The sequence below is a fragment of the Nocardia sp. NPDC058244 genome (genome assembly GCF_042882065.1).
Classification (GTDB): domain Bacteria; phylum Actinomycetota; class Actinomycetes; order Mycobacteriales; family Mycobacteriaceae; genus Nocardia.
The window spans coordinates 138,549-150,627 of the sequence record NZ_JBHVWX010000006.1 but is presented as its reverse complement, the minus strand read 5'-3'; the positions used below and the strand labels follow the sequence as shown (position 1 = coordinate 150,627).

Annotated in this window: 12 protein-coding genes and 1 pseudogene; 6 read left to right on the top strand and 7 right to left on the bottom strand. The window is 68.7% G+C overall.

All coding sequences use genetic code 11. From position 1 onward, the window contains the following. Nucleotides 1–348 precede the first annotated feature (348 nt). From ACFVW6_RS20160 to ACFVW6_RS20150, 3 genes are all read left to right on the top strand, one after another. Nucleotides 349–750, top strand: coding sequence for a hypothetical protein (locus ACFVW6_RS20160; RefSeq protein WP_378833171.1), 402 nt, complete (start codon nt 349–351; stop codon nt 748–750). Between the two features lie 186 nt (nt 751–936). Further along, nucleotides 937–1,431, top strand: a complete 495-nt coding sequence (locus tag ACFVW6_RS20155; protein ID WP_378833173.1) for a M23 family metallopeptidase — start codon at nt 937–939, stop codon at nt 1,429–1,431. Nucleotides 1,432–1,488: 57 nt separating this feature from the next. Then, a complete protein-coding gene (locus tag ACFVW6_RS20150) occupies nt 1,489–2,001 on the top strand; it encodes a DUF1990 family protein (protein ID WP_378833176.1) in 513 nt (170 codons plus the stop codon). A gap of 574 nt (nt 2,002–2,575) precedes the next feature. On the opposite strand, the gene ACFVW6_RS20145 is transcribed toward ACFVW6_RS20150, so the two are convergent. The 7 genes and pseudogenes from ACFVW6_RS20145 to ACFVW6_RS20115 all read right to left on the bottom strand — a co-directional run. After that, complete coding sequence (locus ACFVW6_RS20145) at nt 2,576–2,944, bottom strand: hypothetical protein (RefSeq protein ID WP_378833178.1); 369 nt, start codon at nt 2,942–2,944, stop codon at nt 2,576–2,578. Nucleotides 2,945–3,259: 315 nt separating this feature from the next. Then, complete coding sequence (locus ACFVW6_RS20140) at nt 3,260–3,568, bottom strand: DUF202 domain-containing protein (protein ID WP_378833181.1); 309 nt, start codon at nt 3,566–3,568, stop codon at nt 3,260–3,262. Then, nucleotides 3,565–3,930, bottom strand: coding sequence for a DUF202 domain-containing protein (locus ACFVW6_RS20135; protein WP_355280536.1), 366 nt, complete (start codon nt 3,928–3,930; stop codon nt 3,565–3,567). Before ACFVW6_RS20135 ends, ACFVW6_RS20140 begins: the two co-directional genes overlap by 4 nt. Before the next feature lie 145 nt (nt 3,931–4,075). Further along, entirely contained in the window at nt 4,076–4,999 is a 924-nt protein-coding gene (locus tag ACFVW6_RS20130) for a tyrosine recombinase XerC (protein WP_378833184.1), read from the bottom strand. A gap of 94 nt (nt 5,000–5,093) precedes the next feature. Then, nucleotides 5,094–5,414 (bottom strand): hypothetical protein, encoded by a 321-nt coding sequence (locus ACFVW6_RS20125; RefSeq protein ID WP_378833186.1) that lies wholly within the window; start codon nt 5,412–5,414, stop codon nt 5,094–5,096. A gap of 99 nt (nt 5,415–5,513) precedes the next feature. Further along, on the bottom strand, nt 5,514–6,908 hold the full coding sequence (gene dprA / locus ACFVW6_RS20120; RefSeq protein WP_378833188.1) for a DNA-processing protein DprA: 1,395 nt from the start codon (nt 6,906–6,908) through the stop codon (nt 5,514–5,516). 65 nt (nt 6,909–6,973) lie between these two features. Then, nucleotides 6,974–7,849, bottom strand: a pseudogene (locus ACFVW6_RS20115) (YifB family Mg chelatase-like AAA ATPase); the annotation flags it as partial. 264 nt (nt 7,850–8,113) lie between these two features. Between ACFVW6_RS20115 and ACFVW6_RS20110 the strand changes: the two are divergent. Genes ACFVW6_RS20110 through ACFVW6_RS20100 form a run of 3 tightly spaced genes read left to right on the top strand, consistent with a single transcriptional unit; the run spans nt 8,114 to nt 12,011 of the window. Then, nucleotides 8,114–9,127, top strand: coding sequence for a tyrosine-type recombinase/integrase (locus ACFVW6_RS20110; RefSeq protein WP_378833221.1), 1,014 nt, complete (start codon nt 8,114–8,116; stop codon nt 9,125–9,127). After that, nucleotides 9,124–9,477, top strand: a complete 354-nt coding sequence (locus ACFVW6_RS20105) for a helix-turn-helix domain-containing protein (RefSeq protein ID WP_378833191.1) — start codon at nt 9,124–9,126, stop codon at nt 9,475–9,477. Before ACFVW6_RS20110 ends, ACFVW6_RS20105 begins: the two co-directional genes overlap by 4 nt. Then, on the top strand, nt 9,474–12,011 hold the full coding sequence (locus ACFVW6_RS20100) for a hypothetical protein (protein ID WP_378833193.1): 2,538 nt from the start codon (nt 9,474–9,476) through the stop codon (nt 12,009–12,011). Before ACFVW6_RS20105 ends, ACFVW6_RS20100 begins: the two co-directional genes overlap by 4 nt. The last annotated feature ends 68 nt before the right edge of the window (nt 12,012–12,079 follow it).

Sequence of the window (12,079 nt, the reverse complement as noted above, 5' to 3'; positions counted from 1 at the left end):
GCCCTGGCGCCACCGAAACCGCCGGACCCAGGTCTGCGAGACCGGGACCAGCCGACGATTCCACTGTCCATCCATCGGAGAACTCGCACGGACATGCCCTCACGGACTGCCTGCGTTGCGAGCGGCGACCGGATGGACGAGCACGGGTGGCGCGCGAAGTCGGTTCCTGCTGTGCACAGCACAAACCGCGTTGATCAGTCTACGCGGAGCACGGCCAGGCCCGAAATCGCCCCCTGGCCACGACCACCGAAACAGGTGGTGAAGTGCGCGGTATCCACATGGGGCGAGGTTGTCCCCAGTTGCCGATCCGACGGCCCGGCCGGGGTGTTCGCCGCCGAAAGTGAAGGCATGAACATCTTCACACGAACCCTGATCTCGACGTTTCCGCTGCTGTGCGCGGTGGGCGCGCTGGCGGCACCCGTTGCGGCGCATCCGGGCGCGGGGACGCCCGCCGCCCCGGTGTGTTCCGGTGGCGGTGCCGCGACTGCGCCCGAGCGGCACGGGGCCGCGGCGCCGACTCCTCCCCCGCGCTCCGACGCGGCGCCGGTTCCGGTCCGGGTGACCGTGCGCGATCTGACCACGGCGCCGAATGCCGGAGAGCGGGGCCGGGTGGGAGCTCCGGTCGAGGTGGAGATCGTCGTCCGGGGCGGTGGCGGTGGGTCGGCGGCCGGGTTGCCTGCCGCGCTGCGCGATCTGGTGCAGACCTTGATCACGCCGCAGCGGGTTCCCGCGCCGCGACCGCATCGCTGAGCCGGTGTGGGCACCGTGCGCGGTGGCGTCGTGTGCGATCGAGCGATACGGCAAGTGCGGCGTCGGTCCGCCACGCGACGAGCGGAAACCGCCGATCGCGCGCACCACCGGGACCACGCACGGGCATGCTCGGCGTTCGGGTCGTCACGGGGAGTACGGACGGGAGCTTGCTTCGGTGCGGCGGTGATGTCGCTGGCGGCGGTGCTGGTCTGCGGTGCCGCGCCGGTCGGCGGAGCCGAGCAGGGCACGTTCGGCTGGCCGCTGCGGCCCCGGCCGACGGTGGAGCGCCGGTTCGACAAACCGGAACGGAACTGGCTGCCCGGTCATCGCGGAGTCGACCTGGCGGGCAGCGAGGGACAGCCGGTGCTGGCGGCGGGCGAGGGCATCGTGGTGTTCGCCGGTGTCGTGGCGGACAAGCCCGTCGTGTCGATCGACCATCCCGGCGGGCTGCGCACCACGTACGAGCCGGTGCGCGCACAGGTCGCGGTGGGGAGCCGGGTCGGCAGGGGCACCCCGATCGGGACCCTGGTGGCCGGACACGAGGGGTGTCCGGCCACCGCCTGCCTGCACTGGGGTGCCCGGCGAGAAGCGAGCGAGCACGCGCGGCGCGAGTACATCGATCCGCTGGGCCTGCTGCACGAGGTCCCCGTTCGGCTGAAGCCGCTGGAACCGGTGCTGTGACGAAGCACTCCACGGCACCGGATACCTCCGTCTCGATCGCGGGACGACAATCGGGGTGTGTCAGCGGAATCAGCGCCCTTCACCTACCCCGAGGTAGGTGCCACCCGTGCGACCTTCCCGGCGGGCTACCACCGGTTCGAGCTCCGGCGCCCGATCGGCCACGGCCGCGCACTGTTCGACCGGGCCGCCACCCACATCCTCGGGTTCGGGATACAGAAGGGCACCGGCGTCTTCCAGCGGGCCGATACCGAAACCGCGGTGGCGGGAACGGAATTGACGGTAAGCATCGGCGTCGGCCCGGTCGGCATCGTCGCGCCGTGCCGAGTCGTCTACGTCCTCGACGAACCGGACCGCCGCGGCTTCGCCTACGGCACCCTGCCCGGCCATCCCGAGGTCGGCGAGGAACTGTTCGCCGTGGAGTACGACCCCACCGACGACACCGTTTATGGCCTGATCACCGCCTTCTCCCGTCCCGGCGCCTGGTACGTGGCGCTCGGCGGGCCCGTCGTCCGGCTGATCCAGCGCTGGTTCGCGCACCGGTACCTGAAAACCTTGCCCACCGGCCGCTGAGCTGCACAGTCGTTCCCCAGACCGGTGCCGTGAGAGGCCGGTACGACTCAGTATCTTCCGCGGGCCACGCGCGGCTCACTTCTCGACGGCCGTCGCGAGGCTAGGCGCGGCTCCGTGCCACCCGGGGGCTCCGCAAACTTGTGGCGCAGCGGGGCCACGCAGAGGTCCGCTGCGGCGGGCCACGGCAGCTCGCGCCGCAGCGGAGTTACGCGGGATCGGGACCCCGACGAAGCCAGTACGGCTCAGTATCCGCGACGCGGCTACCCAGGGTCCGCACAGTTCGCCAGCCGCTTCCTGCCGTCAATGTCGCGACGGGACCACGCGGCGCGCCGTGCTGCGGTGGGCAACTTGGGCATCGTGCCGTGGCGGTGGCACACAGGGCTCCGTGACGAGGTGTGAATCCCATTGCCAAACGCGGCAGATCGCCCAGGCCGCGACGTCCCTGGCCCGCACCTGCGCCACCAGCACGGCCGGGTCGAAGCCCGGTCAGCTCTGAAAGCGCTCAGTGCAGAAACGGTTGCCCACCGGGGCTTTGACAGTCGCCGACCGGCAACTACCTCGGCACCGGGCTCGGTCAGAGGAGGGCGGCGAGCGCGTCCGCTTCGGCGGTGAGGGTGTCGCGGCGGTCGGCAGCGCCGAGCCGGTCGTATTCGGCTGCGGCAGTGCGCCTTTCGTCGATCTCGCGATGCACGATCTGGGTGATGTCGGCTTCGGTGAGATCACGGCGTTGCGCTTCGGCGGTGCCGAGCCCGACCGCACTGGCTTCCAGCGCGCCGGCTTTCACGTCACCCGCGTCGACCGCTTCGGCATTGTCGATCGCACTCAACGCGGATCGCAGCGCCGAGACCGCGCTGCGGTCACGAGCTTTCATCGCGGGCTTCAGCGCGGCGCGCAGCCGCTCGCGTAGCACGGAGTCAGGCGTGTGCGAAGTTCCGGCAGTCATCCCGCCGACAGTAGTTGCCGACGAGGAACGCGTCGAGCGAGTTTTCCACCGATGTCCCAGGTCACAGGCAGTCATGCAGGCGCAGCGGAGTGATGTGGCCGCAGGGATTTCAGCACTGCCGGTTCGGGCTCGGGCTCGGGCTCGGGCTCGGGCTCGGGCTCGGGAATCTCCGGCAGCGCGCAGCGCGGTCTGGAAACGCGCGAACCAGTCGGCGTAGTCATCGATCCGATCGTCCGCGCGGCTGAACTCTTCCCGCCGCGCCGCACCGAGCTGATCGGGGCGCGGCTGGCGGCGGATCGGGCGGCTCTCGTACCCTCACTCGATCAGCCGGGTGACCAGCAGCCCGGTGAAGGCGATGAGCGCGACCAGTCCGACAGCCGCGGCGGCAGCGGTGACCACCGGACGACCGGCGGCCACACGGCCGTGATGGAGAGCGCGGCCGCGGAACCATCCGAGAAAGCTCAGCAGCACGGACAGCACAGCTGCGACCATCGGCAGCGCGTTGGTCGGCCAGCCGTCGGCGGTGACCTGGTGAGCGAACAGCAGCGCACAGCCGGCCGCGCCCAGCGAGGTCCGCCGCCAGGCCAGGGCTGTGCGCTCCATCGCCAAGGTCGGGGGCGTCACGACAGCAGCACCGCCAGGCAGGCCATCAGGGCAACGACAGCCACACCGACCGACAGCACCGGGACGAGGACGGTGCCGGGCAGTGGGCGGCCTGTTCGCATCGCGACATCCACCAGCCGCCAGTGCCGGAACGCCCCCAGCGCCACCGCGAACGACATGATCAGGCAACTCACGGCGATGACCCCACCGAACCCGGCCAGCCGCAACGGTTGCACCAGGGTATGCACGGCGACGCCGCCCGCGAGCAGCCCGAGCGCCGTCCGGATCCAGGCCAGAAACGTCCGCTCGTTGGCCAGCGTGAACCGATAGTCGAGTTCCTCCTCCCCGTCCTCGGATTCACCCCCGACATCGGGCAACGCCATCACCGACCACCTCCGATCCCCCATCTTGCCGCCTCACCGCCCACCCACCCCGCAACGCGCCGACCACATCGTCCGCACGGACGCACTCACCGTTCCTCGGCCATGCCGGACTCACCACTGGACCGGCGGCGTCTCGCCCGCGAGCTCAGGCGCGGGGGTGGGCCTGGTCGTGGACTCGTTTGAGGCGTTCCACCGAGACGTGCGTGTAGAGCTGGGTGGTGGCCATGCTGGCGTGGCCGAGGAGTTCCTGGACGACGCGCAGGTCGGCGCCGCCTTCGAGCAGGTGGGTGGCGGCGGTGTGGCGCAGGCCGTGCGGGCCGAGATCGGGCGCTCCGGGGATGGCCGAGACGACCTCGTGCACCACGGTGCGGGCTTGGCGCTGGTCGAGGCGGCGGCCACGCTGGCCCAGGAGCAGGGCCCGGCCGGAATGTTCGTTGACCAGGGACGGGCGACCCGCGCGCAGCCAGGCGTTCAGCGCGGTGTCAGCGGGGCCGCCGAAGGGCACCGATCGTTCCTTGTTGCCTTTGCCGAGGACACGGACGAGTGCGCGCTCCCGGTCGATGTCGTCGATGTCGAGGCCGCACAGTTCACTGACGCGGATTCCGGTGGCGTACAACAGTTCGACGATCAGCCGGTCCCGCAGTGCCATCGGATCCTGCTGGGCCGCACCCGATTCCGCGGCATCCATAGCCTGCGCGGCCTGCCCCTGCGCCAGCACCGCGGGCAGCACCCGGTGCGCCTTCGGCGCCTGCAACCGCAATCCCGGGTCGATGGTGAGGCGCCCCGTCTCGGTGAGCCAGGCGGTGAAAGTCCTTGCGGCAGAGGCTCGCCGAGACAATGTCGTACGCGCCGCCCCGGCCGCCGCCAGCTCGGCCAACCACGACCGCAACAGCGGCAGATCCATTTCCCGCACCGCGGAATCCGCCGACCGCGCGTACAGATGCTCGAGCAGCGAGCGCACATCCCCGACGTAAGCCCGCACCGTGTGCGCCGACCGATTCCGCCCCAACCGCAGGTGGCGCCCGAACTCCGTGAGCAGCGCGGTCAGATCGTCGGGCAACACATCCATCTCCCCACCGTGACCCCTCCCTCGACCCCGCGCAACCCACCACGCCGCATCGCCCTCTCACCACACAACCACCCCAGCTGGTGCGGCCCGGTCCCTACCGAACGCCCTTCCTTGCCGGACCGTCCTGCACGGCACTGCTCCCCAGCAAGCAGCTCACCGCGTTCCGCCCCGCCGAACGCGGTCGGGCCGGCGGCCAGCAGCGCGGCACCGGCTCCCGCGGCCGGCAGCAGTTCCAGCGCCGCGTCTCGCGGGCGGCGGCCTCGTTGCCCGCGTAGTGCACGGCGACGAGCGCGCCCTTGGCGGCGAGCTGCCCGGCGGTCGCGCGGCCGATGCCACGGCTGGATCCGGTGTCGGTGACCGCCCGGCGCATCACCGTGTGCGCGTCGGCAATGGTGGCGTCCTTCATGGCACGCACCACCGCGATCGACTCGGCCGTCGTCGAAACCGGACGAGGCCCGTGCCTACCGCTGACATGCATGGCGCCGTTTACCGCTGCCATGAGCGAATTCAGTCGTCACACGCCGGTGGAGGACGGCCCACCTCGAGTCGAGCGCCTGCCGCGGGTGCGGAACCAGCCGTCGGAATCGCAGCCGACCAGGTCGGCGAGTTCCAGGCCGGGGAGGATGGCGCGGACTGTCGCGACATCGAGGCCGGATTGGTGGGCCAGGTCCAGCGGTAGGCGGGAGCCGATGGCGGGGAGGGCGGCGTAGACGTCGGCTTCGGCGCCGCGGAGGTGGGTGGCGGGGTCGATGGTGTCGTCGGTGACCGGGAGGCGGAGGGGGCCTGCTTCGTCGATGACGTCTTCGGCGCGGGTGACTAGCAGGGCTTCACCCTCGCGGATCATGCGGTGACAGCCGACCGAGGACGCGGATCCGACGGGGCCGGGGACCGCCATCGCCGGGCGGCCGAGGCGGCGGGCCCATTTCACGGTGTTACGGGCGCCGCTGCGCAGGCCGGCTTCGACGACGAGGACACCGTCGCCGAGGGTCGCGATGAGCCGGTTGCGGGCCAGGAATCGGTGCTTCTGCGCGTTGGTTCCCGGCGGATATTCACTGAGCACGAGGCCGGTGGCGGCGATGGCGGACAGCAGACGGTCGTGCTGGGCGGGGTAGGGCCGGTCGACGCCACAGGCCAGCACGGCGACGGTCGGGCCGCCGACGGCGAGTGCCGCGCGGTGCGCCGCCGCATCGATGCCGAAGGCCGCACCGGACACGATGGTCCAGCCGCGCCCGGCCAGGTCACCGGCGATCTCACTCGCCACCTGCACCCCGTACCCGCTGCTGCATCGTGAACCGACCACGGCGACAGCACGTTCGGACGCCACCTGCAGTGAGAGCGGGCCGCGCGCCCACAGCACCAGCGGCACCGCGCCCTCGCGATCCCGCTCACTGTCGAGCTGATCCAGACCGAGCATCCGCCAGCCCGGCCACTCGTCGTCGTCCGGCGTGATGACCCGCCCACCCAACCGTCGCATCTGCGCCAGATCCGCCGCCGCCATATCCATCTCACGACGCGCGGCAGTAGGCCCCCGCAACACCTCGGGCAGTTCGTGCTCGCGCACCGCTCGGGCCGCCTCGCACACCCCGACCGAACCGATCAACGCCGACAACGCGGCACAGGGCCCCTGCACCACCCTCGACAGATACACCCACGCGAGCCGCCGCTCGTCGACATCGCGATCGAGCACGCCCGATGGCTGCTCCGAACACCCTCCGTCGACCACCAGTCGCGGCTGCGAAGTCCCCGACCCACCAGCCTCACCATCGAGCATCAGCTCCGGCTGCGCGCCACCGACGCCACCGGCGAGCGCCAGTTGCGGCCGCGCTGATCGCGCCCCGCCGACCTCGTCGTCCCGCTTCTGCTGCGGTTTCGCCGACCCCGCTCCACCGAAACCACCGCCCGAAACCACCGAAGGCTTCCCTGCCGACGGCGCCGAACCGACCTCGGTCGATCCACTCACCTCGCGCCCGCCATTCATTGCGCACCCCGCTGCCGAAAGTTCAACGCCGACAGCACATCCTGCACGCTCGGTATCTCCCCACCGCGCAGGTCGCACACCGTCCACGCGACACGGATCGCCCGGTCGGCGCCCCGGGCCGACATCCGGCCCAGGCGTAAGGCCGTCTCGATCGGTGCGATCGATTCGCGCGGCAACCGGAACCGTTGGCGCAGCACATGTCCGGGCACCTCGGCATTGGTCGTCCAGCCGTCGGCGCTCCAGCGCTCCAGGGCCAGGCCGCGGGCCTGTCTGACCCTGGCGGCGACGCTGGCGCTGGTCTCGACCTGTTCGTCGCCGAACGTCGCGCCGGCCTGGCCGTGCATCTGCACCCAGATGTCGATGCGGTCCAGGAGCGGGCCGGACAGTTTGCCCAGGTAGCGGCGGCGGGCCAGTGGGGCGCAGATGCAGTCGACATCGCGGGCAGGTGCGCACGGGCAGGGGTTGGCCGCGAGCACCAGTTGGAATCGGGCGGGGTAGCGCGCGACACCGTCGCGCCGGGCGATCCGCACCTCGCCTTCCTCGAGTGGAGTGCGCAGTGCCTCCAGCACTTTCGTGCCGATCTCCGCGCACTCGTCGAGGAACAGCACCCCGCGGTGCGCGCGGCTCACGGCGCCGGGCCGCGCCATGCCGGAGCCACCGCCGATCATGGCGGTCACCGAGGTCGAGTGATGCGGGGCGACGAACGGTGCCAGCGTGATCAGGGGCTGCGCGGCCGACAGCGAGCCCGCCATCGAGTGGATCGCGGTGACCTCCAGCGATTCGGTCTCCGACAGCGGCGGCAGCAGGCCGGGAAGGCGTTGCGCCAGCATCGTTTTGCCGATCCCGGGTGGTCCGGTCAGCAGCAGGTGGTGACCGCTCTCCGTGGAATTGCATTGACTGCACGATGGTTCCGGCGGATAACCACCTGATCTGCGCCAGCGCGACGATACAGAGAATCTGACCAAACCGCTCCTGATCTGCACATTCTCGGCTACTCTTCCGTTTACCGAAAGGACATTGCATCAGACGGAAGAGGTGGGATGGGGCGATCGGGCAACGAACCAGACGGATCCGCCCGGCTCGAGCTGGTCGATGGCGTCAAATTGCTCCACCCCGAAGACGCTGTGCTGGAGGCGATGCTGTCGGGGTGGGCTAAGCAGAGACGTGGCGGCCTGCACCTGCTGCAGAGTTCCATCGACGGCGGCCTGCGCACAGTCCGCCGGTTTCTCGACTTCACAGGCGAATACCCATGGCACTGGACCTCGGCGCACATGGACGAGTGGTCGATGCACCTGGTCGCCGAGCGCGGCCGCGCCGAGTCGACAGTGCGCAACTACCAAGGCGCGATCCGCCAGTTCTGCGCGTTCATCACCTCACCGCACTACCACTGGTCCCAGGAATGCGAACTCCGCTTCGGCACCCACCCGATCCAGATCTGCCACGAGTGGAACACCAGCGCACATCTGCTGGACTACGAGGGCCGACCTGGACGCCGACCGATGACCCGGGAGGAATGCCAAGCCCTGTTCGACTACGCCGATGACCAGGTCGAACGGGCACTCCAACTGCGCCGCAAGGGCGCTCTGACCGCATACCGCGACGCGACGGTCTTCAAGGTCCTCTACGGCTGGGGGTTGCGCTGCACCGAGTGCAGCAAGCTCGACCGCACCGATTGGTATCGCAATCCACAAGCGCCCGAACTGGGCCGATTCGGCGGTGTTCACGTCCGCTACGGCAAACGCAGCCGCGGATCGCCGCCGAAGAGGCGCATGGTCGCCAGCGTGATGCCCTGGGCCGTCGAAGCCGTCGAGGACTACATTCTCAACGTCAGACCACGGCTGGGCGATACGCAGCATCCAGCGCTTTGGCTCACCGAGCGCGGGAACAGACTGCAGGCCCGAGAAATCGAGAGCCGCTTCGCCGAATATCGAGACGCGCTCGGCCTGGATCCGGACCTGTCACCACATTGCCTGCGCCACAGCTACGCCACTCACCTGGTAGAGGACGGCGCCGATCCGAAGTTCGTGCAGGAACAACTCGGACACCGATTCGCCAGTACGACAGCCATTTACACCGGCGTCAGCAGCGACTTTATGAACACGATGCTGCGTAACCACCTCGACCGCGCATTCCAGCAGGAGGACCCGTGACCGCCAAACTCGACTACGAATGGCATCTGCGCGACCTAATGGCCCGGCAGGGCATGTTCTCCACCACCGATATTCGACCGCTACTGATCGAGCGGGGCATCACCCTCTCACCGACTCAGATCTGGCGGTTGGTCACCGAAAAGCCCGAACGGTTGAACCTCAAGGTCCTCGTTGCGCTAATGGACATCCTCGGCTGCCGAATGGACGAACTCGTCGAACCGATCGCGGTGGCCCGGCGGAGCAACCGCAAGGCTGTCGGCGAAACCTCGCCCGTCGGTAACAGCGCCAACGACGCCGGGCTCGGATCGCTGCGGCCGAAACGGGCCAGAGTGGTGCCACCGAAGCCATGACCACTTCAGAACCCGCTCCACGGTTCCGGACCCATCCGGTCGAGACCATCGTCGAGATCGTCTGCGGCGTCGAGGCGGGCCTCGAGCCCGGCACGGTCGAGGCCACAATCGTCGCGGTCGCTCCCGGGTTTCATGCGCAGCGGCGCCTGGCCGCGGCCCTGCACGACGATCCAACCCTGCTGACCAGCGGACGACCTGCAGGACCACCCACGATCGAAAAGCTCATTCGCGCCCTGCAATCGCACGAATTCCAGAGCCTGACCCTACCTCGCTGCGCCGACTGCGACCGCCCCAGGGAATTGACGGTCCGCAACCCTCGCGGCGAACGGGTCTGCGCCAGCTGCAAGAACCGATACAGGATCAACAGCGCGGACTGCGCATCCTGCGGGAACCATCGTCCGATCAACTTCCGCGACAGCACCGGTCGGGTGTTCTGCCGGTATTGCCCGCCGGAAACAGGCATCGACTACCACGCCGAGATCGGCCAGCACATTCGCCAGCTCGCCCCCGAATCCGACGAGGCGATGCTGCACGAAATTATCACCAACACCCTACCCAGGCCGAGCCAGCTACGCGGCGTCGCCTGGGAACTCAGGGCCCGTCCCGGCCTACTCGCCGGCGAGGGAGTCGACATCTCCCGCAGCCTCGGCACGTTGATCACCACCCTCACCCGCCACAACATCCGCAATATCACCCCGCTGACCTGTCCGTTCTGCCAACGCACCGTCAACCTCAAGAACCGCTACGACGGCCTGCTCTGCTGCGGCACCTGCTACGACAACAAGCACGCCGAACCATGCGGCCACTGCGGTCGACGCCGACCCGTCGTCGGACGCGACGACGCCGGTCGACCGCTCTGCAGCAACTGTTTCAAAGAATCGCGCGAGAACAAAGCCGCCTGCAGCGAATGCGGGAAAGTCCGAGTGGTTGCCCGGCGCGAACACGGATACATCATCTGCCGCGCCTGCGCCCGCGTCCCCTATTACGCGGTCTGCATTCACTGCGGCAAATACAAGCGCTGCTACTTCGCCCGCACGAGCGAACCGCGTTGCGAGCCCTGTTCCCGGCTCATCAATAACAGCGAACCCTGCCAGCGCTGCATGACCATTCGTCCCGTCAATTCCCGCACCCCAGACGGACAACCCCTATGCAACCAATGCACACGCGAGCGAGAATGCTGCCTGCACTGCCGCAGGCTGCGTTACTCCGCCAAACGTCTCGAAGGCGGCGGCTCACTCTGCTCGAACTGCTACAAGAAGGACCCCATCTCTTTCCAGCACTGCGTCGACTGCGGCGCCCTGGAGCGACTTCATCACTTCGGGCTCTGCGAGCGCTGCGCCTGCCCGGGCATCCTCGGCCAGATGCTCAGCGGACCAGATGGCGTGATGAGGCCCGAACTCGAACCTCTATATCACGCCCTTCTCGCCAACGACCCCAAGAATCTGCTCTGCTGGCTCGGCTCGCGCGGTCCTCGTCAGATCCTCACCGCACTCGCTGAGGGAACCGGCCCGCTCACTCACAACACCTTCGACCAGCTGCCGAACCAGCAGGCAGCGCGAACTTTGCGAGCTGCCCTCATCACCGCGGGAGTGCTTCCGGACCGCGACGAACAGCTCGCTCGGCTGGAACGAGCGATCCCACGAACCCTCGACCGCGTCGCCGACCTCGACAGCAGACGCATCCTGAAGGCGTTCGCCACCTGGTCCTACCTGCGCCGACTGCGCGCCGCATCCAAACGCCAACCCCTCACCGTCGGGCAGGTGGCCAACACCGTCACCCGCCTCAGCAAGGCAGTCCACCTACTGAATTGGCTACACGAGCAGGGAAAGACGCTCGCGACTTGCCGCCAAGCCGACATCGACGACTGGCTCGATGAAAGCCGCCGGGATGCACGACAGTTCGTCTCCTGGGCGGTTGAACGCGGCCTCGCTCACAACATTGCTATCGCGCCCCGTCGATCCAACATCACCCGAGATGGCCTCAAGACCGACGACCTGCGATGGACCCTCGCCCGAAAGCTACTCAATGACACTTCGATCGCCACCGCCAATCGCGCCGCCGGCCTACTCGTGCTGTTCTACGCACAGCCCACAACCCGGATCGCAGGGCTCACAATCGACCAGATCCGCGAAACACCCAACGGCAGAGTCGAACTCTTGCTCGGAAAGCTTCCACTCCAACTCGCGGAGCCCGTTGGCGATCTGTTCCGCGAACTTGTCTCCAACCGCAAAGGACACGCTGCGATCGGGCACACCGACGAGCACAGCTGGCTCTTCCCGGGCGGAGCTCCCGGCCGCCCGATCAGCCCCCAGCAGCTCGCATCCCGGCTCAAACGAGTTGGAGTACAACCACGCGCCAGCCGCAACACTGCTCTCATCGAGCTCGCCGGCTCGATCCACGCTGCAGTCCTGAGCCGCATGCTCGGCATCTCCATCGACACGGCGACGGTCTGGACGAACGAATCCGGCAACACGAGACCCGGCTACGCCGCCGAACTCCAGCGGCGCAGCGATAGACCTCACCCACTCGATTGAGCCCCCGCGTTCCGCTCATACGCAACCGAGGACAAACCAGGAAGCTAGCTCGTTTGAGCGGCCAGCAG